Origin of the sequence: Wolbachia endosymbiont (group B) of Sphaerophoria taeniata (assembly GCF_947179355.1) — a bacterium.
Taxonomy (GTDB): domain Bacteria; phylum Pseudomonadota; class Alphaproteobacteria; order Rickettsiales; family Anaplasmataceae; genus Wolbachia.
Window position 1 is genome coordinate 326,646 of sequence record NZ_CAMXAW010000003.1, and the last position, 26,922, is coordinate 353,567.

Genomic DNA, 26,922 nt, shown 5'->3' on the forward strand with positions numbered 1-26,922 from the left:
CGTTATCGAGAAATTAAAAAATAAAGTAGAAGTAAAGACAGCAGTATAGTACATAATGACACTATTATTTGAAATGGTGAATTACGTACAAAGCCTAAGGAGGTAATCCAGCTGCAGATTCCCCTACTGCTACCTTGTTACGACTTCACCCCAGTCACTGATCCCACTTTAAATAACTCCTTCCTTGCGGTTAGGCCATTAGCTTCGAGTGAAACCAATTCCCATGGCGTGACGGGCAGTGTGTACAAGACCCGAGAACGTATTCACCGTGGCATGCTGATCCACGATTACTAGCGATTCCAACTTCATGTACTCGAGTTGCAGAGTACAATCCGAACTGAGATGTCTTTTAGGGATTAGCTTAGGCTTGCGCACCTTGCAGCCCATTGTAGACACCATTGTAGCACGTGTGTAGCCCACTCCATAAAGGCCATGATGACTTGACATCATCCCCACCTTCCTCCAGCTTATCACTGGCAGTTTCCTTAAAGTACTCAGCATTACCTGATAGCAACTAAGGATGAGGGTTGCGCTCGTTGCGGGACTTAACCCAACATCTCACGACACGAGCTGACGACAGCCATGCAACACTTGTGTAAAATCCGGCCGAACCGACCCTATCCCTTCGAATAGGTATGATTTCCATGTCAAGAAGTGGTAAGGTTTTTCGCGTTGCATCGAATTAAACCACATGCTCCACCGCTTGTGCGGGTCCCCGTCAATTCCTTTGAGTTTTAATCTTGCGACCGTAGTCCCCAGGCGGAATGTTTAACGCGTTAGCTGTAATACAGAAAGTAAACTTCCCATATTTAACATTCATCGTTTACAGCGTGGACTACCAGGGTATCTAATCCTGTTTGCTCCCCACGCCTTCGCGCTTCAGCGTCAGATTTGAACCAGATAGACGCCTTCGCCACTGGTGTTCCTCCTAATATTTACGAATTTTACCTCTACATCAGGAATTCCTCTATCCTCTTTCAATCTCTAGATTAATAGTTTTAAAAGCAATTCCAAGGTTAAGCCTCGGGATTTCACTTTTAACTTATTAACCAGCCTACGCGCCCTTTACGCCCAATAATTCCGAATAACGCTAGCCCTCTCCGTATTACCGCGGCTGCTGGCACGGAGTTAGCCAGGACTTCTTCTGTGAGTACCGTCATTATCTTCCTCACTAAAAGAGCTTTACAACCCAAAGGCCTTCTTCACTCATGCGGCATGGCTGGATCAGGCTTTCGCCCATTGTCCAATATTCCCCACTGCTGCCTCCCGTAGGAGTCTGGACCGTATCTCAGTTCCAGTGTGGCTGATCATCCTCTCAGATCAGCTATAGATCATTGCCTTGGTAGGCTATTACTCCACCAACTAGCTAATCTAATATAGGCTCATCTAATAGCAATAAATTTTTCCCCCGTAGGGCGTATACGGTATTAGTTGCCGTTTCCAACAATTATTCCATACTACTAGGTAGATTCCTATACATTACTCACCCGTCTGCCACTAAGCTATACCATAGCAAGCTACAATATAACTCCGTTCGACTTGCATGTGTTAGGCCTGCCGCCAGCGTTCATTCTGAGCCAGGATCAAACTCTCAAATTTAGACTTCAACCTATAAAAGGTTGAGGGTACATCGGATAAATCCGACAAAAAATAATTTAGCTTAATACTGCTGTCTTTATTTCTACTTTAGAAATATTTTAATCTCCAACTATTCAAACAACTCTAAGAATATTATTATGTGATATAATCACTATGTCAATATGTTTTTGCAAATCAAAAGCATTAATGTATAAATATATAACTATTTGGAATATTACCATGAAAAAATACATCTTTCTGCTTGCACTCGCGCCAATGTTAGTTGGCATCACATTATACTTATTGCGCAACATTGATAACACAAAACAATCTATAACTGCAGGTGACAAGTTTTACGAAGTATTATTCTTAAAAAAAGATAATAAGTCACTGCTAGAAGAAATAGATTCAAATTGGGAGTATTTAGCAAATTTTGAACGCGCATTCAATCATATCTCAGATTCAATGCCAACAGACACAGCATCTATTATTTATAATGATTTGGCAGACGATAAAGATGCTCCTGATGTTTTGCGTGAGTTAGCACAATACTTAGAAGTAATGAGCTTACTTCACTCCAGCGGTGAAAAAACAAATAGAGATAAAATTAGTAATTTAGAATCAAATGCAGTGTACCCTTATTCAAGCCAAGAAGCTATCGCTATAGTAAAGATACACAGTAACGACATTAAAGGTGCAATTGAAATATTGCATTCATTATTAAATGATAGAGAATGTCCGACTCTAATCAAGGCCAATGCACAAGAATTACTTCGGATATACGAAAACTAAAAAACTTGCTTGCATAACAATTTGGCAGCGCATCTAATGAAATAAAGAACTTTACTTGACAAACCTCCCTATTTTATTATGGCACTAAAAGTATTTATGACTCAAAATTTGTTTTTGACTGTAGGATCAATCACAAAATCCAGTAAAAACTTAGGTGTTTATTGGTAGATTACGTAAAATTATAGCGGTTTTTTAAATTTTTTCTATACTCAGCCAAGTCGCGCTTGTTAGAACATTATTACAGCACCACTTACAGTAATATAGAGTCAAAATTTCACTACTCAGAGGTTCCTTTTACCTTTTTATTTAGTAAGACTTCTCTATATTTATAGTTAATATATCAAAGAATAAACTTCACTCGCAGAATGTCATTCTAGCACTAAAATGACAAAAAGAGGATAAAATCGCAATAGCTATGTATCAAGCACCGTTGTATTTTCTCTATATTTTAGATTACTTTGTTTACCCCCCTCCCTTTACCATTCAGCTACGCAGATAGTTACTACAAACCGTAAAGATGTTTAAAAGAAATCTAATTTTTTATCAACTCATACATTTCATTACCAACTTCACAATAAGGTTCTGCAGTTGGATAAAAATAATCAAAAAAGAAATAATCCTTTAGTATTTCTGTGCTGCATCCAGAATTATAGTAAGTATCAAGCCTTCCTTTAAATATCAACAAGAGTATCTTTATACTTTTTCCAAATCACCCTCCCCCAAACTGGTCTACGATGTTTGATAGGTATGCATCTCGATCATTTAACCCTTTGCTCTTATATTTACCAAGCATACTTTTCATTTTAGAATTAAGATCGAATGCTTTTATTTCAAGATCTGCACCTTTCTTCATATAATCTAAATCATTAGCTAATTTTGTATTGAAACTCTGTGTAAGCTTTGCAGCCAGCTCTCTTGCTTTTCGTCTTTATTAAAGCTAGTATCAAACCAACCTCAGTCACATTTGCAACAATCACATGCTTTACACCATATTCATTTAGAACCAAATGCATTACATATTTCACTAACCGCTTTATTTCAATACTTTTTCTGCTTTAACATTGTTATAAGCAGTGGCACCCATAATATTATTTCCTCGATTATAATGAAAAATAAAATCTCCTTTACCTACGTCTGGATGATGTTTAATTACTGCGTTTAGCTGATTAACTAAACGAAATTTATTGAGGAAATAAGAAAAAATAGGGTTAAGAATTTCAGATGCTGTTGCATATAAAATCGCATAGTTATGACCTTACTGTTCATAGTATCGATCAAAAAATGAGCATCTCCATGATGACTTAAATTCTTCTAAACCTAAATACCTTGCTACATATTCAACAACAGTAAGGCCATTGCTAAAAATCCTCCTTAATAAAAAGGGGCATTAAGTTTCACGTTTCTTACAAAGGATAAGTTATTAAAATTTCAATAATTACACCATTATCAGATAAACTATCACCCAGAACACAAAAATTTTTACACTTTGAATTAGAGTTATTCTTTTCATTTGCCATAACATTCAATATCTAATCATACTGCTCTATGAAGCCTATAAAAAAAGAAAAATAGGGTAAAATTATAGAACTTTGGCTGAATTTTACCTATTTTTTGAGCAGCCCTTCTGCCTTAAAAGAAACCTCTAAGTTTTTTAGCACGGCTTGGATGTTTCAACTTACGTAGTGCTTTTGCCTCTATTTGCCTAATTCTTTCACGTGTAACATTAAAAATTTTTCCTACTTCTTCTAAGGTATGCTCCTTTCCATCTTTACCAAGGCCAAAGCGCATCCTTAGAATTCTTTCTTCTTTTGGTGTTAAAGTTGCAAGAACATTGGTCGTAATGCCACGCAAGTCGGCAAGTATTGCAGCATCCTCTGGTTTAGAAACTCGCTTATCTTCTATACAATCACCGAAGGTACTACTATCATCCTTTCCTGTTGGAGCTTCAAGACTTACTGGATCTCTTGCTATTTTCATAACTTTACGTATTCTTTCTATCGGCATTGCCAATTCTATACTTAATTCCTCTAATGTTGGCTCTCTACCCATTCCATGAGTCATCTTTCTTAATGCTTTATTGATTTTACTGATAATTTCCACCATATGAACTGGTATTCTAACTACTTTAGACTGTTCAGGTATTGCCCTAGTTATTGATTGTTTTACCCACCAAGTACCATAAGTCGAAAATTTATATCCACGTTTGTAATCAAACTTATCTACAGCCTTCATAAGACCAATATTGCCTTCTTGTATCAAGTCAAGTAGATCAAGTCCTCTTTTTGAATACTTTTTAGCAATTGAAACCACTAGCCTTAAATTAGCCTTTATCATCTCTTGCTTTGCTTCAGAGACTTCTCGTTCGTGTTTTTGTATTCTCTTGATTAGCTCCTTAAACTCTTGTACTTTATCTCCTTGTACATAACTCTTAATATTTCTTAAGGCACTAGCTATATATTCATAGTTATCGTTTATAAACCTTAAGAATTTATTTTTTAATTCACCTGTAAAAAGGGAATGATTTTCATTCTTCTTTAAAAGACTGATTTCGCTCAATTCGTGCTCTAAAAGCACAGCACAATAAATATTATAGAAACTTTCTCTATCAATATCGTACTTTCTAGCCTCAGTAATAAGATTAGCTTCTTCAAACGTGATTAGTCTATTTATTTCGTAAAGTTTTTGTGTAATTCTGGCAATAGCAGCATCACTAAACTGAATTTGTAATGCTACAGACCATATTTGATTATATAAATTTTCTAGCTCATTAGAGAAATCTTTAGAATTTTTTTTCAATACCAATGCTTCATTTGTTAAAGTAATGATCTCATCCAATGCTGTGATAACCTTTGGCAATAAATCACTTTCCATTTCAAGAACAGAAATGTTTAAATTCGCTGAACTTATATCTTCACTCTCATTTCCCTTTTCATCGTTGCCTTTTTCCTCATCATCAACATAATCTTTAACATCTTCAGCTTCACTTTCTTCTTTGGCTACCATATTGAAATCAGAGTTATAAATTGCATCTAGATTTATCATTTCTCTCAGCAAAAAAGTTCCCCCACTTAAATCATCACGCCATGTTTTGATCATGTTGAATGCCACTGATGTTTCAATTATTGCACGTAACATGTTATGCTTTTCAGATTCAATTTTTTTTGCTATCTTAATTTCATCTGCTCGTGACAAAAGCTTTACAGAGCTCATATCTTGTAAATAAATCCTTACTGGATCATCATTTTGCACTAAAGTTGTAGTAGTATTCAACGATGTCTCATCATCATCAAGCTTATTACCATCATCATTAGAAGGAGCTTCTTCCTCATCTTCACTACTTTCGAGTATGTTAATTCCAGAGTCTTGCAATAAAGCTATAGTATCATCTATAAAATCAGGTGGAAAACTTTCATCTGACAACTTATCATTTATATCATCAAAAGTGATAAAACCGCCCTTTCTTATACTTTTGGTTACAAGATCTTTGATGATCTTTTTCCTATCTTCCGTACCATTAATAGTTGACATCATTACCTTTACAGTTTATAATTTTATTTCTTATTTATCAAATAAACTTACAATTAGCAAGCTTATAGTTTTATTCTTAATTTATAGTTACTTGCTACTTCATATAGTTTAAGATACTGTCAATTTATTCACACTCTTCTTAATCAACTAATCTCTCCATTCTTACTACTATGGACAATCCAACTGAAAATGTTGCAATTCCAACCACTATAGCAGTAAGCATTAAGACGTGAGGTATAGGATTGGTATATAAGTGAAAATTTGAAGTCAATATAGGAGGTAAAGAACTTTTTACATACCCTAAAGATATGTAAAACAACAAAACAGATGCTTGTAAGACACTTAATCCCATCATTTTTTTTATTAAGTTTTTATCATTTACAATGATATAGAAACCTAGCACCATTAATATAGTAATGCCTAAATAATTATATAGAGTCATTGTTTTTTCCTGCGAGCAAAATTTATATATATGATTAACATGGAAGAAGAGACGGTAAGCAATACACCCAGCTCCACTAAGAAAATACCCAATTTTTGACCTGTTCTACTATCAGCTGACAATATACTATAGGATAAAAAATTTTGGCCAAATAAAACTGTTATAATACCAGCTCCTCCATAGGTTAAAATACCTAGTACGTTAGTAAATTTGATAATAGAGTAAGGTATTGCTTTTAAAGTTGTAGGTATATCAAATAACATAGAATATAATATTATCCCAGAAGCAATAATTATTCCCGCCTGAAAACCTCCACCTGGAGTATAGTCACCATGAAACTGTATGTATAAACCAAACAAAATGATAAAAGGTATCATCAAAAATGTTACTGCACTTAATACCGGATCTTTAATCACTTTCTTTCTCTTCTAATATTAACATTATACAAAGTGCAGAAGTAAAAACTACTATAGTTTCTCCAAATGTGTCATAGCCACGAAAGCTTGCTAAAACAGCTGTCACTATATTAGGAATACCAATAGCTTTTTCAGTATTTTCTACATAATAAGGAGCAACGTGCAAGTGAACTGGAGCATTATGACTGCCAAAATCTGGTAATTGAATCATAAAGTATGATAAACATGCAGTCAAAAATAACATAAAAAAAAGTGTTGTGGGGCTATGAGATAAATTTGCTTTGTAATTCTTTACCAAAGAGAGTGCTGCAAACATAAAGACTGTGCTCAATCCTGCACCAACAGAAGCTTCAGTAATTGCAACATCTGGCGCATTCATAATCAAGTACATAAGTGCAATAAGTGAACTAAATACACACATTAGAACAGCACTTACAACCAAATGTTTCGAAAGAACTATAAAAACTGTAACCGTGAGTAACAGCAAAAGTAATATTAGATTCAGTATTTCTAGCATCTTAACCTTCTTTAATAGTCTTTACTTTTATAATAAGTACGCGCTAAAATATAACTGTTAGTTGAATTGGCTATCCATATTATAAAAATCAATAATATAACTTTAATAGTATTGATTGAAAATTCATTTTGCCAAGCAAAACCAATCAACAACAACATTGCGCCACTAGAATCTGCAATACCTGCAGCATGTAGTCTAGTATAGAAATCAGGAAATACTACTACTCCTACGCTTGAAATGAATATTAAACAAACACCTAAAAATATGAGAATGGATGCTACCATAAATTATCAAAACAACATTAATCTCATTAGCGCTATAGTTGATATAAAGCTGATGCTAGCATATAGTAATGCTATATCAATTAAAAAAAAATCATTCAGAGTAATCGATATTGCTGTTATGAGTAAAACTACTTGTGTTGATAAACTATTGAATGCTAAAATCTTATTGTACACATCACTTGACCTAAATACTATACAACATAACATTACACTCATACAGAACAAAAGCGCATAGATAGCAATACTAATCATTTATAAGCTATTATAACCTCTGCAGATTTCTAAATCGGTACTTCTTCACCACTATCTTGATCATCTATTTCATCATAGTGGCTTTCTTGACTTACATCCAGACTTGTGTTAAGTTGATGATCAGAAAAATTTAACAAATTTGCTAGCTTACTTGGACTATTAATATAAGTATTATCTGTGTTTCCTTTCATGTGCTCCTTGCACCTTTTCACCAAAAGGTTAAACAACTCATGAGTATTCACCTTCTTTTCTGCTATTTCATATAAAGAAACTATCGTATCCTTATGATCTTTAAACTTAACCATTTCAACGGGATCGCTTGCCCCTGTACTCAAATCATGCGTTCTTTGACTTGCTAGCAGAACCAATTTAAAACGGTTGTGTACCTGTTCTACACACTTTTCTACAATAGACTCAATCATAAAATACTACCTTGATAAACTTTATACTATATCACAAAAAATAAGATGTCAACTTCGGATCTATTGAGATCCAATTCTACATTCTACTTTTTCTTCTTTAGCTTTTACTGATTGATTTTCTGTTATTGTAATTGTTATTTCATGATCAAGCTTTTTCAAAAAACCTAACAGTCTCTCTAAAGAAAAACCACTTGTCTTACCACTTTTAATTTGTGACACCTTTGGTTGATCAATACCAAGTTTCTCAGCCGCACAAGCTTGAGTCCAAGTATTTTTTCCTATAATTTTACTTATTATGCTCAGCAATTTTTTTTTTATTGCTTCACTATCCAGATTGTTTAATGATATTGTTTCCATAATTTTTACTCTCACATACCAACTAGCTTTATTAAATATTATATCATAATATTTAATATACCAATATATTAATATTATATAATTTGTCAATAACTATAATGATATACTGATACTCAAAATTTTAAATTGACTATAATTTTTATCAAAATACTAGTAATTTCAAACTATTATTGGCTTTGTTGCATAGCTAGTGTTGGTTGAGGTTATTGTAAGAAGAAAAGCTTTTTAATATATGGCTACTAACGCATTTTGTTGTAAAATAGGCATTTTTCAAACAAGTACAACTTATGCCACAAAAAATGAGAGTAAGTAACCAAAGAGAATATAACGAGTTTCTCAAAAAAAGAGGAAATGTTTTTCATTTTGTTAATCAAGCCATAGAAAATTGGTATGAAAATAGTCCAAAAGTTGCAGGTGGCAATAACACTTATAGTGATAAAGTTGTAATTTTAATACACATAATAGTTCATCTTTTTAGAATTGGCTTGAGACAAGCTGTAGGTTTTGTAAAAGGTTATATGGTACAAATAGGCAAAAAACTTAAGATTATCAGCTATACACAAGCTTCCAGAAGATTTAAAAAGCTTAATTTGAAGATTGATGACCATAGAAGCAATAAAGATGATCTGGAAAATGTTGAAATTGCCGTAGATAGCACTAGAGTTAGTATCTACAATAATAACGGTGGGCATAGTAAGCTTAATATTCGAAAAAGGAAATACAGTGGTTATGGTCAAGTAAGAAAATTACATGTTGTTTTAAACATAAATGATAAGAAAGCAATAAGCATGAACTACACTAGTGGTGTTGCTGTAGACTATTTGCCGGTCTGCGATATGTTAGAAGAAGTCAGTGATAAATATAACATTTGTTCTATTCGAGCAGATGCGGCTTATGATATAAAAAGTGTGTATAAAGAATGCAGAAAATACAATATTGTGCCTATTATTCGCCCTAGGAAGGATACTAAAATTTGTTTAGCTGACTACTTATCAGAAAGAAACAAGTATATTAGTAGAATTAGGTCATATGAGAATTATGAAGATGGTATTAATGAATGGAAGAAAAAAGTTAAGTATGGAGCACGGTCTTATATTGAAGTCTTTTTCTATAGGTTGAAGCAAATATTTGGGTTTGGCTTGAAAAATAAATCAGAGGTAAATCGTGAAAAAGAGCTGTTAATTAAGTGCTACTTATTGAACAAATTTACTGATATAGGTATGGCTAAATTTAAATTAGCTGCGTAAATTCACTGTGATTTACATGCCTATCAGTGCTATGCAACAAAGCCACTATTATTTTGAAAAAAACTTACTATTAAAGAGAATAAGTTGAAATTGCAAAGTTTAAAATACAGAAATAATCATTTTACAAACTCGTTTTAGAGACTGTACATGATCTCAAGAAAGGAATAAAGCAGGAGATAGAGTATGTAAATTATGAAAACAGAGCAAGATGAGTAGGAGAAAAACTGAGTAGAGTTCTGTAGAAAGAAACAAAATCAAGAAGATTTAGGATATATTTTACATAGTGTTACAGGTCCTAAAAAGTGGCTTCAGTGAATCAACAATGTTTTCAAAATGGCAAGATTATTTTAATAAATGAAGTAAAAAACATAGCGGAAGTAAAGAAAGTGTTTTGAAACATATATAAAAAAGTAATTGCAAAGAAACAAATAAAAGGATGTAACTGTAGAAATCTTTGCCGTATTGTCAAAAGGTAAGTCTCTAATACTCTTATAGAAAAGTGTAGACAATTGTGATAAGCAAAATTCAATACTAGCTTACAAATCGTCTTCTTGCTTCCACCGCTTTGCTTCTAAAAAGATTATGAATAGACCCTTATATCCGAAATTTATACCTCTATATTTTAATATAGGGATTCATTTCAATTTTTAAAGTTTCTATTTAATAAGAATGCTATATCATATTCGTAATTTAATTTAAATATCTGTTGCTTCTGAAATACTATTTGGTTAGTAAATAAAATCATGTCTAATACAGAAAAAATGAAAAAGGATGTTGCTGTAATTATGGGAAGCGAGTCGGATTATGGCACTATGGTGCATGCTATTAACCTATTAAAAGAATTGGAAATTTCACATGATGTATTTATAATATCCGCACACAGAACACCAGAGAGACTCTTTAATTTTACTAAGTCTGCTCAAGAAAAAGGCTTTAAGGTTATTATAGCTGGTGCAGGAGGAGCGGCTCATTTACCTGGTATGACTGCATCGCTTACTTATTTACCTGTTATCGGTATTCCTGTGCATAGCAAGCAATTAAATGGGCTAGATAGTCTATTATCTATAGTGCAGATGCCAAAAGGTGTTCCAGTTGCAACAATGTCTATAGGAGAGAGTGGAGCATGCAATGCCGCTATTACTGCTGCATCTATATTGTCGATTTCTAATAGTGAAATTGCAGATAGATTAAAAAAATGGAGAGAGGGGCAAACTAAAGCAGTAAAAGAAAAACCAACATTATAATGGCAATAGTTCTTTTAGATACAAAAACCATAAATCGTATAGCAGCAGGAGAGGTAATAGAAAGGCCTGCAAGTGTGGTAAAGGAATTAGTGGAAAATGCAATAGATGCCAGAAGCTCAGAGATAGAAATTAAGATAGAAAGTGGTGGGCGTAACCTCATTACTGTAATCGATGATGGTAGCGGAGTAAAAAAGGATGATTTAGAACTTGCGTTTATGCGCCATGCTACTTCAAAATTGAGTGACAGTGAATTGATAGAGATCAAGCATCTTGGCTTTAGAGGAGAAGCTTTGCCTTCAATTGCAGCAGTAAGCAGAATAAAATTATCATCTAAGGCAAGCAAAGCAGATCAAGCATGGTCTATAAGGTATGAGGGGGGAGAAAAAATAGGAGAGCTTGTTCCTTATCCTTTATCGATAGGAACATATATTGAAGTACGAGATTTATTTTTTGCCACACCAAATAGACTAAAATTTCTCAAAACCGAAAGGGCAGAAACACAAAGCATTGTTGATATTGTAAACAACTTAGCAATGATCAATTATGGAATTGAGTTTACTCTTATCTCCGATAATAAGAAGCTTCTTAAGTATGCTAAGCAGAACTCATTATTTAGCAGGCTATGCGAAGTAGAAGAAGAATTTCATGAAAACTCTTTGCAAATTAGTGAAGAAGAAGATGGCATTAGACTTACAGGATACATCTGTAAACCTACTGTCAATCGTAGCAATTCAACTCAGATCTATACATTTGTTAATGGTAGACCAATTAAAGATAATCTACTTATTGGTGCAATTCGTTATGCGTATCACGACCTTATTCCAAGCAATAGATATCCTTTTGCAGCGCTGCACTTAGAGATACCGTATGATCAAGTTGATGTAAATGTGCATCCAAATAAATCAGAGGTAAGGTTTCAGAACAAGAGGCTAATATATGAAATAGTGAGAAGAGGGCTAATAAAAGTGCTATCAAAGAGAATAGATCTTGCAGAAACTGTATTGGCCCAGAATGGAACAACAACGAATCATCTATCATCAGATCCTTTTAGTAGGTCTAGTCTTAAAAATGAATTTTATGGAAGAAGGTCGGATCCTTTTGAAAACCAGTTAATGAGAGAATTTACTTCTCCAAATATAGAGAGAAAAAGCTTATCAGAACATTCAAAATCGTTTGATTATACTGGTATGCAAAAATCTCCTCCACGAGCAGAAACTACAATTTTGGAAAGGAAACAAACCGATCTAATAAGGGACTATCCACTTGGGTTTGCACACTGTCAAATCTACAATACTTATATTATTGCCGAGGTAAGAGACAAACTAATTATAGTAGATCAGCATGCAGCCCATGAAAGACTAGTATACGAGTGCTTAAAGGAGAAATCAAGTATAAAAAGACAAAAACTTCTTTTGCCTGAAATGGTTGAAATCAAAAGTCAAGCCGGTATGGAAATGATAGAAGTTTATAAGGATAAGCTTTTCGAAATGGGCTTTGATATCGAAATTAAATCAGAAAATGCGATCATAGTAAAAGAAATACCTGCAATCTTAGGGTCAATAGATGTGAAGAAAATGCTAATTGATATAGTGGATAGATTAATAGAAATAGAAGATACTCTACCTATAGAGGATAAAATAAATAAAATACTAGCTACAATTGCTTGTCATGGATCAATTAGAGCAGGTAGAAAGATGAAATTAGAGGAGATGAATGAGTTGTTGAGGCAAATAGAAAAAACACCATATTCTGGACAATGCAATCACGGAAGACCAACCTATATAGAAATGAAATTAAGCGATATTGAAAAGTTATTTGAGCGAAGGTAAGAAATTGTCACAAATGTGTATAGATTATACAACCCTAGTTTCGTCATCTCAAAACTCAGATACACAATTGTTCGAACATTGCAATTTGCAGGTAATTTGTATAGTAGATAATGTCATTCTATTACTTGACGATGATTTATTATGCAGCTACTTGATTAAAATTAAGTTTCCTAAATCCCAGGCATTGTCTTTTATGTTAATAATTAATATACAACTAAAGATACTTATCAAAAACGACAATAAAGAATTCAAAAAAAGCCAGAAATTCTGTAGAATTGACCATATCATATAGAGAAAAAGGAAGTGTATGATCACATCCTTCACTCCGATCATTAATCTGCAAACAAAATAGTTTTGCATTTTTTGATAAGATTAAGTAATATCAGCGTATTAGTTATACAATTAATAATTTTTATGGATGAGCGTAATCCTTGGAATCTTGGAAAGAAACCGTCAGGTTCAAGTAATGAAGATATTTTAAGTAAAGCTGTGTCTGATATAAGATGCTTTTTTAATGGCTTAACCAGAAATAGAGGGAAAAAACCTTATTTCATCATTTTTATTGTTTTGTTGTTTTATCTTTGTACTGGTTTCTATATTGTCCATCCGAGTGAGGAAGGTATAGAACTTACTTTTGGCAAATATTCCAATACAGAAACATCTGGTTTGCGTTATCACTTTCCCTACCCTATTGGTAAGGTTTTTAAAGTAAATGTTAAAGAAGTAAATCGTGAAGAAATTGGGATAAGCAGCTCTTATGGGCGAGATACAGATCGTGGTGAAGGAGTGATGCTTACCGGAGATGAGAACATAGTCAACGTTAACTTTGAGGTCCAATGGAGAGTCAGGGATGCTAAAGATTATTTATTCAAAGTGCGGGATTATAAACCTGGTTTTAGCGTTAAAAATGCTGCTGAAAGTGCTATGAGAGAAATAATAGGTAAGAATACGATCTCTTTTGCACTCGAAGGTCAAGGCAGGGCTGAAATTTCCAGAGATACTATAATTTTATTGCAACAGATTCTTGATGGATATCAAATGGGTATAGAGATTTTATCCGTTCAAATGAAAAAAATTGATCCACCAGAAAAGGTGATTAGCTCATTTAGGGATGTACAAAGTGCTCGCGCAGATAAGGAGCGTACCATAAACGAAGCATACGCTTACAGTAATGATATTATACCTCGTGCAAAAGGTGAAGCAATAAAGATAAAATTAGATGCAGAAGCATACGAGAATGAAATAATAAATGAAGCAAAAGGTAATGCAAATCGCTTTTTATCTCTTTACGAAGAATATAGACAAAATCCTTCTCTTGTTAAGAATCGTATTTATCTTGAAACTATGGAAAATATTTTCAGCAAGGTAGATAAGTTTGTTATAACAGACGATCTGAAAGGTATGTTCTCTTATTTACCTCTTACAAATTTAGGAAAATAGCCATGAGTAGTAATATAAAAATTGTTTTTGCTTTTATATTTGTTGTATTATTGATTGCCTTATCTAATTCAATCTTCGTTGTTCAAGAAACAAAACAAGCAATAGTTATACAACTCGGTAAAGTCGTAAAAGATGTTAGGGACAGTGGTTTATATTTTAAATTGCCATTTATAAATAACGTAGAATTTCTTGATAAGAGAATTTTAGATTTAAGTCCTGATAAAACTCCAAGGGAAGTGATAACTGCAGATCAAAAGCGTATTATAGTAGATGCTTATGCAAAATATAAAATAATAGATCCTATTACTTTTTATCAAACTGTGAAAAATGAATCAGGGCTAGTTAGAAGATTATATCCTGTCATAGAAGCTCACATAAGGGAGAATATAGGAAGATTTTCATTAATTAGTTTGTTGAATGAAAAGAGATCAGAAGTTATGCAATTAATTCAACGTGGAGTTTATTCTGAAGCTGGAAAATTTGGCATAGAGATAATAGATGTAAGAATTAAGAGAGCAGATCTACCAGAAGAAAATAGTTCTGCAATATTCCGCCGCATGCAAACTGAAAGAGAAAAGGAAGCAAAAGAAATTAGAGCAGAAGGAGAACAAGCTGGACAAGAAATTAGATCAAAAGCTGATAAATTAAAAAGGGGAATTGTCTCTAGTGCAGTAAAAGAATCACATGAAATAAGAGGCCGTGGTTATGCTGAAGCAACTAGAATCTATAATGAGGCATTCAAGGTTGATGAAGAGTTTTTTAACTTTTATCGCTCTATGAAAGCTTACAGTAAATCATTTGCTGAGGGTAATACTAAATTTGTGCTTTCACCAAATAATAATTTCTTAGATATTTTGAACAAGGGATGGAAATAGTTTATGAAAAGTAAAGCATTTATTTTATCTATATTTGCATATTTTTTAATTTCATTTTCTTCATATGCTAATCTGTTTGCAAAAACAGTTGCAGATCCTGTATGTAGTTGTAATAAAGGGCTTGCTGATATAGTGGAAGAACTTATTCCCGCAGTTGTAAATATTTCAAGTGAGCAAATAGTTAAGCAAGAAAATAACAGTAGAACTAAAATTCCCTTTACGCCAAGAAATAATTTCTTTGATGACTTTAGAGAATTTTTCGAGCATTTTGATCAATTTTTCGATAGAGCTCCTAGCATTAATAGAGAAGTGACGTTACTTGGGTCTGGATTTATTATAGATAAAAGTGGAACCATAGTAACCAACTATCACGTTATTAAAAATGCCCAAGATATTACAGTTACTATGAACGATAATACTTATTTCAAAGCAGAAGTTTTAGGCTATGATGCAAAAACTGATCTTGCTGTGCTTAAGATTAATTCTGATAAAGATCTTCCTTTTGTTGAATTTGGTAATTCTGATAAAGCAAGAGTTGGTGATACAGTTATTGCAATAGGCAACCCTTTTGGTTTGGGTGGCTCTGTAAGTACAGGAATTGTGTCTGCAAGATCTAGAGACATTAGTATTGGTACTATGAATGAATTTATTCAAACTGATGCTGCAATTAATAGAGGTAACTCAGGGGGACCACTATTTCATCTAAATGGAAAAGTTATAGGTATTAATACTGCTATTTATTCCCCATCTGAGTCTGGCGGTAACGTGGGTATAGGCTTTGCTATACCATCTAATCTAGCTATTTCAATTATTGACACATTAAAAAGTGGTAAAAAAATAAAACATGGTTGGCTTGGCGTGCAAGTTCAGCCTATAACAAAAGAATTTGCTGAATCCTTGAGTTTAAAAGATATCAAAGGTGCATTAGTTGCAAGCGTAGTAAAGGGCAGTCCTGCAGAGAAAGGAGGAATCAAAGTAGGTGATATACTATTAGAGTTTGACGGCAAAAAAATTGATAGAATGACGCAATTACCTCATATGGTTTCACGAACTGAGCCCGGAAAGAAAGTACAGGTTAAGTTACTTAGAAAAGGTAAAGAAGTCAATATCAAGGTTGCAATCGAGGAATCTACAAATGATGATTCAGGTAATAATCAAGAAGAAAATAAATCAACATCTAGTTATATAAGTGGTTTAACCGTTTCAAATTTGCCAAAAGAACTAAAAAAAAATGCACCCACAAAGGGTGTAGTAGTTACTAGTGTAGATAGTAGTAGTAATTCTACACTACGTGTTATTAAGAAAGGTGATATAATTATCCAACTAGATGGAATCGATATTGAAAATACTAATGATTTTCAAAAACAAATTGATTCAGCAGTAAAAAAAGACGGCAAAGATTCAGTAATGTTGCTTATTTACCGCAATGGAAACCAGTTTTTTACTTCAATCAAATTGAAGAAGTAGCTATTTATCTAGCTGGTCATGAAAAAATTGCTTGACAAATTTAACTAGCTTCTTTACCCTAAGGGTGAGGGCTTTTCTGTAGATTAATAAAATTTATCCCTATACTGAAAACGTTTCCAACGAGATTATGGAAGAACTAGATTTCAGTATCAAGCACTGGAACATCATCATCTATAAGATGAAAGAGCTGGAGTGGTAAGAAATTCGATAATATAAAGCATTTTTATGCTCAGTTGTAAAAAAATAACTTTCTTTCACAAATTAGTTTATAACTAAATTAGTATAAAGCATAATCATATTTACTTATCATCATTATTAATCAATAATTAATACCCATAAATTAACTATATCTAATCGCAAAGGGAGGTGGAGATGCGTTTTAAACTAGAAAAAGAAGATATTCCACAAAACGATTGTAATAATAGAATTGGTCGTAGGATACCTGCACAAATAAGATTAAATAACAAAACAACATTTAGCCTGCCTAGTGTATCTTACATTATCATCGACAACAATATTGATCTGCGTTTTCAAATTTGGGATTTGAAGCATGACGTGGGAAGTATATTAAACGACTTATCTCAAGGGCTACAACTAAAGCTAGAAAGGGTAGGAAATGATTACAAATTCGCTTTAGTTACTACCTCTGATCAACCTTATTATTATTACTATGATGGCAAAGATACTATGATAGATACTATTTATCATATGCCTTATGGTTACACAAATGGTTTACATGTTAACACATATAATCATGAAAGCTGTAGTACTTATTATGAACTGCTAGAAAACAGGAAGGTTTTAATAGATCCAAAAGACATAATTAGTAGCGAAAATGTTAGTCTTATTTTGGAAGATCTTAAAAGTTCACCTGATAGAAGACTCAAAATAAAAATAGGAGACTATTTGTTTAAAGAATCAAGAAATATATACAAATTATATAAGAGCGCTCAGGTATATAATCAGGTATATAATTTAACTGGTGAAAAAGTTGGCATATTGAATAATATCCTTTCAGCATTTACTCGTATAAGCAATACATTCCAGTTATTCCCTTTTCATGAAATGGAGAGCTTGAAAGCACAAGATACCTATTTCGCAGTAAAAAAGTTAGGCAATAGTTATGTTGGTTGCATATCGTATGAAAATAGCATATGCAAAAATTTTTATAATTTTAACCCTAATTCTTTTGGGTATGAGCACGACAATAGACCAGGTCCATATCCTTATTATTATAACTTAGAAAATTTCGATAACTTTTTGGAGGTTGATGTGAATATTCAAGAACATATAAATTTAGAAACAGAAATTGAACTTTTAAAACGCAGAATAGACAGATTAGAACGTACTGGTGTACAAGGTCCTAAAGGTGAGCCAGGTGAAAGGGGACAAAAAGGTGATAGAGGCTTCGATGGAGAGCCTGCTCCTCAAGGTATACAAGGTCCTCCAGGACAAAAGGGCGAACTAGGTTATACCGGTGCACCCGGTGAACCGGGGTTCCACGGTAAACAAGGTTCCAGAGGTGATAAGGGTGACCGAGGTTTTCCTGGTCCAGAAGGTTCTGTAGGTAGCACTGGAGCACGTGGTCCTAAAGGTGAACCAGGCCATTTGGGTCCAAAAGGCAACAAGGGAGAATCTGGTTCTCAGGGTAAGCCAGGTATAGATGGAACAAAAGGTATAAAGGGTGATAGAGGTGTGCGAGGTGAAAGTGGAACGAGTGGGCCAAGGGGTTGGAAAGGTGAGCCTGGTTCTCAAGGTCTAAAAGGTGAGAGAGGAGATACTGGTTCTAAAGGTGATAAAGGAGATACCGGAACAGATGGATTGCCAGGTGCACAAGGTCCTAAGGGAGAGCCAGGCATAAAAGGTGAGCCAGGTATAAATGGAACAAAGGGAGATATTGGTCCTAAAGGATTAGACGGAGCCATGGGAATAAAAGGTGATATGGGTGAGAAAGGAAAGATAGGTTCTAAAGGTGACAAAGGAGATACTGGGTCTAAAGGTGATAAAGGTAGAGATGCAAGTCCTGAAGAAGTTGCACAAAAATTAATTAATAACGGCACTATTGCTAATCAGGTGCTTGAATATCGTGACCAAGGCGGAGATTTAGTATTAGAGAAGCAAGTTGCAGGAAAAATTATTAGTAATCAAGATATTCAAACAGGAATAGCCATTGCATTAGCTGATAACAGAATGGAAGAGCTAGCAGATGTGTTACTAAGTGATGCTAATCATACATTAGTAGAAAACCTTGCAAATAATACCGAGCTAACACAAAGCATTGCAGAAGAACTAAGGAAAAATCCAGGAGAAGTCCAAGGTCCAAAGGGAGAAAAAGGAGATATTGGTCCTAAAGGATTAGATGGAGCCATGGGAATAAAAGGTGATATGGGTGAGAAAGGAGAACCAGGTGCAAATGGATTGCAAGGTCCAGAAGGTCCTAAGGGAGAGCCAGGTCTGAGGGGCTTCAATGGTACACAAGGTCTTACAGGGAACAAGGGTGAGCCCGGTATAGACGGATTAAAAGGAGATATTGGTCCTAAAGGCATAAAAGGTGAGCCAGGTATAAATGGAACAAAGGGAGATATTGGTCCTAAAGGATTAGACGGAGCCATGGGAATAAAAGGTGATATGGGTGAGAAAGGAGAACCAGGTGCAAATGGATTGCAAGGTCCAGAAGGTCCTAAGGGAGAGCCAGGTCTGAGGGGCTTCAATGGTACACAAGGCCTTACAGGTAACAAGGGTGAGCCCGGTATAGACGGATTAAAAGGAGATATTGGTCCTAAAGGCATAAAAGGTGAGCCAGGTATAGATGGAATAGGTGCTACATTAGCTGATCAGTTTTTACGTGAGATAAGAAAAGCAAAAAATGAAACTCTGGATGCTAAAAAAGCAGCAGAGGCAGCTAAAAATGCTTCAGAAGGTTTTGCAAACAAAGTCGAAGAACTGCACAATAAAACAGCTATTTTTACAAAAAATGCTAAAAGTTTTAACACTCAAGCTTTGCGATCGCAAAGAGACACAGAGGCGCTCTATCGTCAAACAAAAGATATATTTTGTAGAACAAGTCCAGCAGATCAAATTTGTGGTGCACGTAGAAGAAGGAGGGAAATTAAAAAATCATCAGTGACAAGCGGAGCAAGCAGACCAACTTCATTTATATCTCAAGTAATAAATTTCTTTTACCCTGCGGTAGGACAGGATGAATATAAAGTAAAAAATGAAATACAGGAAGTAGCAAAAATAATAAATGCAGCAGATATTGTAATACAATTTGAAGAAGTATTAGGAGCAACAGCTGTGAAATGTGGCATTTCAAAGAGAAGTCTAAATTTTGATCCAATGGAACTGCAGTCAACCATTATCAATAAGTCATTACTTAATGATGAAAATCATAACGAGTTGTTGAAGTTCTTGTGTGTAACTGCGAAAAAATCATTCCCTAATTACAAACAAACCGGTAAATGTTTGGCTATTTTTAAAGATCATATGGAAAAAAGATTAAATGAGCAGCAAAGAGCTTTCGTTAATACTGAAAAAATAGTGGCAGATAATGAGCAGCCAAGGAGTTTTATGAGTTATGTTACTCCTCCTAGTAGCCTCAGTGCCATTAATCAGCAAGTTGTTGGTTATTTAAGGTAATATCATGGAAAAACATATATTTAAAATAGACGATAAAAATCCGCTTTATAAAAAATTGATTAAACTTCCCACTGCATATTACATAGTAAAGGAAAATGGTAATGTTAATACTGTTTCTTCACATATTGGTACAGTTGAAGTAGGGAATATTAATGATTTAAAGTTAAAGGAGCAGGGTGATGAGATAGTTTTATTTACAAACAACTCACCTCTGAAATTAAATGGCACGGACTTTATTATAGAACAAAAAGCTATCATAGGCGAGAATCAAGAGAATATTATAAAACAGCTTAAATTAGGAGAAGAAGCGTTAATTTCACGTAAGTACATAAAAGACAGTAATAATTTTGTTATTGAACTCATAATGAGTGATGATGATGGAAATAATTTTATTGGAATGCTCAATTTTATCAATTTTAACGATGAAAATGACCCAGTACTACAAAAAATTCAAGAAGAAAAAGGTGGACTTTATTTTACAATAAAAGGTGATTATATCTATATATCAGATGAAGAAGGAAAATGTCTTCCAGTATGTAAAGATGGTAGTTGCTATAAGTATCAATACACAAAAAATGAACATGATATATTAGAAATTAGTGAGATATCAACAATAATAAAAAACTTAACTAAAACTGAGCAATGCAGTGCACCAGCTAAGGCAGGGCAGGATTTTACTTTGCAGAAGGGAAAAGAATTATCGGATAATATCTATCAAGCAGATATCATGTTAAACGGTAAGCTTGTAGCTACTTTACCAAAAATAGGTTACTGCATGCTTGATGACCAATTGATCATACATAATCACGTTACAGAAGAAGAGATAAAAATTCCTAGAAACTTTCATTATCTTAAAGTCGTTAAGTCTAGTAATAATGATGATTATAAATTAACATTTTGTAATTTCTTAGGTAATGAGTTTTTTGAACATAAAAAGTACGATTCTCAATACTCAAATGTTCCAAATAAATATCAATATATAAGTTTAAACTGTATGAAAAAGGAATATAAGCCAGATTTCTGCAAGTTACTTAACGATAAACCATCGTTTTTTATTGTGAAAGGAACTACTAATCAAGATTCTTCAGGCCACTGCCCAGCTGATGTATTTGAATTAACAAAACGTGAGAAAATGGCTACATTAATTGATCAATTTGGCTTTTTTAATAAAGAGGGTAAGTTTCAGTATTGTGATTACCATACAAAAGCAGATTACGATGTTTATGATTCTTATAAAATTAGTAAAGAGTACAAAACAACAGATGAATTTCTCTTCAATGATGACATAGTTCTTTATACTATTCCAGAACTATCTTAACCACGCACAAAGTATATTATAATTGCTTTTTAAAAGTGAATTTAGTAAACTTCAAAGAAGTGTAAGGGTATATTTTTTTAGTATTTAATCTAAATAAAATTGTTCTCACTTTAAAATTGATATAAGACAGCAAGATGAAAAAAATTGAAATTTCAGAATTACTAAAAAGAATTGCTATCTGTTCACTATGCATAGCAATTATGATCTCTATTGCTTTTTTATTTGCCTATATGCATACAATATTGCTCAGCAAAGGGTACGAACTGGCTGCACATTATGTTAGCGAGACTATGCCTTGTGTATTACTTGTCGTTTTCATTTTTATCCTTTGGTTTATGTATGATCAGGTACTTAGTAAAATGAAGGAGGTAGAACTACCTATAGAGATAGAGTTAGCTAACTCAGATAATAAAACAACATTTGCTGATGTTATAATTGACGATTCCTTAAAACAACGATTGCAGATTATTTGCTGTAACCAAATGACAGAAGAAATGCGTGAGATGTTTGGAAGTGAAAGTATTAACTCACTAAAAGGTTATATACTGCACGGCCCTCCTGGAAATGGTAAAACACTTATCGCCCGCGCAATTGCAGGTGAATCAAATATGAATTTTATAAGTATCTCAGGTCCAGAACTTATTGGAGTATATATTGGTCATGGTGCACATGCTGTACGCGAGCTTTTTAAAGTAGCGAGAAAATATTCTCCTTGTATAGTATTCATAGATGAAATAGATGCAGTTGCCCAAAAAAGAAGTACCGCTAATAACTCAGCTTACCACTGTCGAGAGAGCTTAACACAGTTACTAACTGAAATAGATGGATTTAAGAGCAGAAAAGATATAATAGTAATTGGTGCAACTAACCTGGTCAATGAGATAGATCCAGCACTTATTAGGCCTGGACGCTTAGGTCAAAGGGTTCATATACCTAATCCAAATGTGGAAACGAGACAAAAGATATTGGAGCTTTATACCAAAAATACAAAAACTGATGGAAGGCTAAATATTCAAGATATTGCAGAAAAAACAGAAGGCTATTCTGGGGCTGAGTTAGAACAATTAGTTAATGAAGCAAAAATATACGCTGCTCTTGAAAGAAAGTCCAAGGTAGTGAGTAAGGAAGATTTCAACCACGCGTTTCACAAGCTAAATCCAGGACAAGGAAGAGGGAGAATAATATTAGCTTCATGTCAGACACAGACAGAAGCCCCTTTTTTACAATAAAAACTGGAAGTGTAGCAAGATGTGCCAAATTTCGTTATTGAAAATAAAATTTAAAACTTGGATTTGCTATCATTTTGCCGCTCGTTAGTACCGCAGTGGTTTTGTAATAGAACACAAGCTGCAAAAACTTAAGGAAAAAATGGGTCAGTGCTTGACACTGGCATCTAGTTCTTTCTATCAAAAATGCTGTAAAGTGTTCACCAATTTAGTTGGATCCCAGTACTGGAATGACATTATGAAGACCTCTAGCAGTTTATGACGGTGTCATTCCAGTGTGGAATACAGCTTTTTTGTAACTTCATTGAAAATATCGTATAGCTATTTTTTCACAATTAATTCTTCTGGATCCCAGTACTCGGATGATAAGAAAAGAAACACTGGTTTCAATATTTGCATGCATCTGAACAGATACAGATGGCTAAAATATTGAAGAAAGCATACGCGTCAAGTTAAGAGCAACTAGCCTTCTTTGACTTGTTAAGAAAGGTCTTTTTTTCCCCAGATTCTATTATCACATGCTGAAATGACATCGAAGGACGCTCTTGCTTCTTCATGTAATTATGCAAAAAGTCCTTTGAATTTTTGCAGCTTGAAAAATCTTTATAAAATTTACTTTCTTTAAATGCTTTAATCTTCTCTTCATTATTTAATGAGCCATATTTAGAAAAATATTCATCTGTAATATAAATATATAAACTAATCAACTCAGGAAAAGTGTAATCAGTTTTGTTGGAAGACTTTAAACACGTAATTGGCAATTTATGTATATCTTTATCAGCTTTTTTCGAATCAATACACTCATCATTTTTTCTTAATATTATATGTTGCTTGAAAAATTCTTCATATTCCTCAAATCCTTCAAATACTTCTTTTTTTTGGTAATCTTTTCTTCTACCGCTTTGATCTATTTTTCTATTTTTGTTGCAAGTTGCGCTGGCTGTTTTATCGTTTTATCTCCCTCTCGATTAAAGTACATTGTATAAGGAGTAATTGAATTTACGATTTTATATGTCTTCCATTGGCAGCCAAAAATCTTTAGTACCAATTTGATTATCGGAGCAAGAAAAATTTTTAATTTTGCCATAAAACCAAAGTAATAAAGAGACGCTTGTTTAAGTGAACTAGCGACATTGCTAACGATACATCTTAAATGTATATCCTTACCCTTAAAATTTTTATGAACCTCTGCAGCTACATGTCCACCAAGGCAGTCTCCAAACAATATGATATCATCTGGCTTTATACCTTTTTCCAATAAGTTAGTTACAACTGCTACACCAGATTTAACTCTATTGCTACGTATCAATGAACTGTTTTTACTTAAACCAAGTCCAGGATAATTAAAAAGATGTACAGTTATCCCTTGCTCTGTGGCCCAATTCCAATTTTGGGAATAATCTTTACCAGGGCTTAACGCTCTATTTCCACCAATAAAGTATATCAGATGTTTTTCACCTCGATTATTGTTTTGATTTTTACCAAGAAGCGTAATTGTCTCTATTTTTATCCCGTTTTGAGTTTTTATAAATTCTCTCTCAGTTTGCTCTCTTATTTCTTTCATATTTTAACTCTCACTATGCTGGTTTAATTACACAACAAAATCTTAAAAAAATCAACAAACCTTAATTTATGAACAATATAAACCTTCTCAAATTCATTGAATTATGCTTTCAAACGGTAGTGCCGGGGTGTGAGTATAATGATTATCAATATATAAAAGTCATAGCAGACAGGCTTGAAGCAGCAAGCGCTGGTGAAGCAAGAAGAATAATATTCAATATGCCGCCGCGTTCAATGAAGTCCATTTGTGTAAGTGTTGCATGGCCCGCATGGATACTTGGAAATCAGCCAACTGCAAGAATAATAGTTGCAAGTTATTCTCGGTTGCTTAGCGAAAAGCACTCACTCGATACCAGGTGCATAATGCAATCTGATTGGTATAGAGAGCTATTTCCGAAAGTAGAATTATGCAAAGATCAAAACACTAAATATAAATTTCAAACAGTGCAGAGAGGATGTCGAATTGCAACATCAGTTGGAGGAACATTAACCGGTGAAGGTGGAGATTTCATTATCGTGGATGATCGTGTGTCCAGAGAAGGCAAGTATGTTCAGTGGGAGGTAGACCCACCAGGATAAAAGTCGAAGTCCTGTAGCTAGGGTAGCAATGTGGAGGGAAAGCAAAATGTTGAAGCCTACCGACAACGTTATCATAGGATAATGGCGAATTACCAGGCCGTAGCGAAAGCAAACATATAGGTGGCCTCGAAAACGATAAGAACTGAAGGCTGAGCCAGCGGTCAATGGGCGAAAGCAGAATAGGCAGTTGAAAAACGACTGATACAATTGTTCTACTTCAGCGGGGTGGTAGTGATAGCATGGTAATGAGGACATACAAAGCAACTGGAGAAGCCCTCCTCATCCCAAGGAGAAATACCTTGGAGTGGTAGGTTCTATAACTGGAAAACAGGAAAAGAACCGAAGATGAGAGGGTGGCGGATGGGTGCGTAGTAGTAAAGAAGTGAGGTAACTCTCATGGAGCAAAGGCACCCTACTAGTAGAAATCTTTTAACAAAAAGGAAGGTAAAGGTAAAAATGATAAAAATGCCAATAAAATTACAAGACCTGAGAAGAAAGATATATACCAAAGCGAAAACAGAACCGGAATGGCGATTCTGGGGAATCTATGTTCACGTCTGCAAGATGGAGACACTAGAAGAAGCATATAAGCTGACAAAGAAGAGCAAAGGGGCACCAGGAATAGACGGGGTGACATTTGAATCGATAGAGGCAGAAGGCTTAGAAAAGTATCTTCAACAAATAAGACACGAACTAATAACCAAAACCTATAGCCCAAATAGGAACCGGAGGAAGGAAATACCAAAAGTTGGGGGAAAACTCAGAACGTTGAACATACCCTGCATCCGGGACAGAATAGTGCAAACAGCACTGAAGCTAATACTTGAACCAATATTTGAATCTGACTTTCAGGACGGATCATATGGATATAGACCTAGGAGAAAAGCGCATGAAGCAATTGATAAAGTATCGAAAGCAGCAATCAAAGGCAATACAAAAGTTATTGACATAGATCTGAAATCCTACTTCGACAATGTGCGACACCATATTCTTATGGAAAAGATTTCCAAAAGAGTAAATGATAAAGAAATCATGCACTTGATCAAGCTAATCCTCAAAGTAGGAGGGAAACGAGGAATAGCGCAAGGATCACCACTTTCACCACTAATAAGCAATATATACCTAAATGAGGTAGATAAAATGCTAGAGAAGGCAAAAGAGGTGACAAAAGAGGGAAAATATCGACATATAGAATACGCCAGATGGGCAGACGATTTAGTGATACTGATAGATGGGCACCAGAGATGGGAATGGCTAGAAAAATTAGTGTATAGAAGAGTACAAGAAGAATTAGCAAAACTAAAGGTAGAAGTAAATAAAGAAAAGACAAAAGTAATTAACCTAAAGGAAAGAGAGACATTCAGCTTTCTAGGATTTGATTTTCGAGAGAAGATCACAAAACAAGGAAAGTGGAGGGTACAAACAACACCACAGATGAAAGCGCGGACAAACTTACTTCAAAAATTGAAGGAGGTATTTCGCGACCACAAATCGCAACCAATATGGAAAGTGATAAATATCATTAATCCAATACTGAGAGGGTGGACAAACTACTTTAGGATAGGAAACTCAGGTCGAAACTTTAACTACGTGAAACTATGGGTAGAGAAGAAAGTAAGACGCAAATTAATGAAAGCTAGAAAAGCAAAAGGATTTGGCTGGGAGAGGTGGAGTAGCGAATGGATATACGAAACACTAGGTCTATATAAAGACTATAGATTAAGATATTACGTTCCGAAAGCAGCCCCAGTACAAGATGTTATAAACTTTGGTAAGAATCTGCTAGGAAAGCGTAGTGCGGGAAAACTGCATGCTGCGTTTGACGAGGCGGGAGCTGGAAACGTAAACATGGGAATTTTGGATTGAGGCCCAACATGAAAATAATGGATCAGCCACCAAGCCCTAAA

The 26,922-nt window shown here is 34.2% G+C and carries 20 protein-coding genes, 1 rRNA gene and 2 pseudogenes; 12 read left to right on the forward strand and 11 right to left on the reverse strand.

Translation table 11 applies throughout. From position 1 onward, the window contains the following. Nucleotides 1-95: 95 nt before the first annotated feature. A 16S ribosomal RNA gene (locus ONG75_RS05460) occupies nt 96-1,599 on the reverse strand. Nucleotides 1,600-1,752: 153 nt separating this feature from the next. Here ONG75_RS05460 and ONG75_RS05465 point away from each other — a divergent pair. Continuing rightward, a complete protein-coding gene (locus ONG75_RS05465) occupies nt 1,753-2,370 on the forward strand; it encodes a hypothetical protein (RefSeq protein ID WP_029237695.1) in 618 nt (205 codons plus the stop codon). Nucleotides 2,371-3,079: 709 nt separating this feature from the next. Here the strand turns inward: ONG75_RS05465 and ONG75_RS05470 are convergent. From ONG75_RS05470 to ONG75_RS05510, 9 genes are all read right to left on the reverse strand, one after another. Beyond that, nucleotides 3,080-3,223 carry a hypothetical protein gene (locus ONG75_RS05470; protein WP_029237693.1) on the reverse strand — a complete coding sequence of 48 codons (144 nt, stop codon included), beginning with the start codon at nt 3,221-3,223 and terminating at the stop codon, nt 3,080-3,082. A gap of 776 nt (nt 3,224-3,999) precedes the next feature. Continuing rightward, the gene (rpoD, locus tag ONG75_RS05475; RefSeq protein WP_264376177.1) at nt 4,000-5,898 is read right to left on the reverse strand and encodes an RNA polymerase sigma factor RpoD; all 1,899 of its coding nucleotides are present in this window, start codon (nt 5,896-5,898) and stop codon (nt 4,000-4,002) included. Between the two features lie 139 nt (nt 5,899-6,037). Beyond that, nucleotides 6,038-6,340 (reverse strand): cation:proton antiporter subunit C, encoded by a 303-nt coding sequence (locus ONG75_RS05480; RefSeq protein WP_264375967.1) that lies wholly within the window; start codon nt 6,338-6,340, stop codon nt 6,038-6,040. Beyond that, on the reverse strand, nt 6,337-6,756 hold the full coding sequence (locus tag ONG75_RS05485; RefSeq protein ID WP_064085417.1) for a Na(+)/H(+) antiporter subunit B: 420 nt from the start codon (nt 6,754-6,756) through the stop codon (nt 6,337-6,339). The genes ONG75_RS05480 and ONG75_RS05485 overlap by 4 nt, the downstream gene beginning before the upstream one ends. Beyond that, nucleotides 6,749-7,273 carry a DUF4040 domain-containing protein gene (locus tag ONG75_RS05490; RefSeq protein WP_264375968.1) on the reverse strand — a complete coding sequence of 175 codons (525 nt, stop codon included), beginning with the start codon at nt 7,271-7,273 and terminating at the stop codon, nt 6,749-6,751. The genes ONG75_RS05485 and ONG75_RS05490 overlap by 8 nt, the downstream gene beginning before the upstream one ends. Before the next feature lie 11 nt (nt 7,274-7,284). Beyond that, nucleotides 7,285-7,557 carry a monovalent cation/H(+) antiporter subunit G gene (gene mnhG / locus ONG75_RS05495; protein WP_064085418.1) on the reverse strand — a complete coding sequence of 91 codons (273 nt, stop codon included), beginning with the start codon at nt 7,555-7,557 and terminating at the stop codon, nt 7,285-7,287. Between the two features lie 6 nt (nt 7,558-7,563). After that, on the reverse strand, nt 7,564-7,809 hold the full coding sequence (locus tag ONG75_RS05500) for a monovalent cation/H+ antiporter complex subunit F (protein ID WP_010404268.1): 246 nt from the start codon (nt 7,807-7,809) through the stop codon (nt 7,564-7,566). Between the two features lie 29 nt (nt 7,810-7,838). Next, nucleotides 7,839-8,231 (reverse strand): DNA-directed RNA polymerase subunit omega, encoded by a 393-nt coding sequence (rpoZ, locus tag ONG75_RS05505; RefSeq protein ID WP_264375969.1) that lies wholly within the window; start codon nt 8,229-8,231, stop codon nt 7,839-7,841. A gap of 60 nt (nt 8,232-8,291) precedes the next feature. Further along, a complete protein-coding gene (locus ONG75_RS05510) occupies nt 8,292-8,588 on the reverse strand; it encodes a helix-turn-helix domain-containing protein (RefSeq protein WP_064085421.1) in 297 nt (98 codons plus the stop codon). A 287-nt stretch (nt 8,589-8,875) separates the two neighbouring features. Here ONG75_RS05510 and ONG75_RS05515 point away from each other — a divergent pair, with 287 nt between their 5' ends. The 9 genes from ONG75_RS05515 to ONG75_RS05555 all read left to right on the forward strand — a co-directional run bounded on the left by ONG75_RS05515 (nt 8,876) and on the right by ONG75_RS05555 (nt 22,876). Beyond that, nucleotides 8,876-9,835, forward strand: a complete 960-nt coding sequence (locus ONG75_RS05515; protein ID WP_264375556.1) for an IS5 family transposase — start codon at nt 8,876-8,878, stop codon at nt 9,833-9,835. Nucleotides 9,836-10,578: 743 nt separating this feature from the next. Next, the gene (gene purE, locus ONG75_RS05520) at nt 10,579-11,079 is read left to right on the forward strand and encodes a 5-(carboxyamino)imidazole ribonucleotide mutase (protein WP_007302433.1); all 501 of its coding nucleotides are present in this window, start codon (nt 10,579-10,581) and stop codon (nt 11,077-11,079) included. Beyond that, the gene (gene mutL / locus ONG75_RS05525) at nt 11,079-12,908 is read left to right on the forward strand and encodes a DNA mismatch repair endonuclease MutL (protein ID WP_264375970.1); all 1,830 of its coding nucleotides are present in this window, start codon (nt 11,079-11,081) and stop codon (nt 12,906-12,908) included. The genes purE and mutL overlap by 1 nt, the downstream gene beginning before the upstream one ends. A gap of 414 nt (nt 12,909-13,322) precedes the next feature. Beyond that, nucleotides 13,323-14,348 carry an FtsH protease activity modulator HflK gene (hflK, locus tag ONG75_RS05530; RefSeq protein ID WP_264375971.1) on the forward strand — a complete coding sequence of 342 codons (1,026 nt, stop codon included), beginning with the start codon at nt 13,323-13,325 and terminating at the stop codon, nt 14,346-14,348. A gap of 2 nt (nt 14,349-14,350) precedes the next feature. Beyond that, on the forward strand, nt 14,351-15,223 hold the full coding sequence (gene hflC / locus ONG75_RS05535) for a protease modulator HflC (RefSeq protein ID WP_010407101.1): 873 nt from the start codon (nt 14,351-14,353) through the stop codon (nt 15,221-15,223). A gap of 3 nt (nt 15,224-15,226) precedes the next feature. After that, on the forward strand, nt 15,227-16,690 hold the full coding sequence (locus ONG75_RS05540) for a DegQ family serine endoprotease (RefSeq protein WP_264375972.1): 1,464 nt from the start codon (nt 15,227-15,229) through the stop codon (nt 16,688-16,690). 372 nt (nt 16,691-17,062) lie between these two features. Beyond that, a complete protein-coding gene (locus ONG75_RS05545) occupies nt 17,063-20,329 on the forward strand; it encodes a collagen-like protein (protein ID WP_264375973.1) in 3,267 nt (1,088 codons plus the stop codon). Between the two features lie 4 nt (nt 20,330-20,333). Next, nucleotides 20,334-21,647 (forward strand): hypothetical protein, encoded by a 1,314-nt coding sequence (locus tag ONG75_RS05550; RefSeq protein WP_264375974.1) that lies wholly within the window; start codon nt 20,334-20,336, stop codon nt 21,645-21,647. A 230-nt stretch (nt 21,648-21,877) separates the two neighbouring features. Next, a complete protein-coding gene (locus ONG75_RS05555) occupies nt 21,878-22,876 on the forward strand; it encodes an ATP-binding protein (RefSeq protein ID WP_264375975.1) in 999 nt (332 codons plus the stop codon). 418 nt (nt 22,877-23,294) lie between these two features. Here the strand turns inward: ONG75_RS05555 and ONG75_RS07895 are convergent. Continuing rightward, a pseudogene (locus ONG75_RS07895) lies at nt 23,295-24,437 on the reverse strand (alpha/beta hydrolase family protein). A 68-nt stretch (nt 24,438-24,505) separates the two neighbouring features. On the opposite strand from ONG75_RS07895, the pseudogene ONG75_RS05570 reads away from it, so the two are divergent. Together ONG75_RS05570 and ltrA are read left to right on the forward strand one after the other, a co-directional pair. Beyond that, nucleotides 24,506-24,970, forward strand: a pseudogene (locus tag ONG75_RS05570) (phage terminase large subunit); the annotation flags it as partial. Between the two features lie 441 nt (nt 24,971-25,411). Continuing rightward, nucleotides 25,412-26,881 carry a group II intron reverse transcriptase/maturase gene (gene ltrA, locus ONG75_RS05575; protein WP_264375419.1) on the forward strand — a complete coding sequence of 490 codons (1,470 nt, stop codon included), beginning with the start codon at nt 25,412-25,414 and terminating at the stop codon, nt 26,879-26,881. The last annotated feature ends 41 nt before the right edge of the window (nt 26,882-26,922 follow it).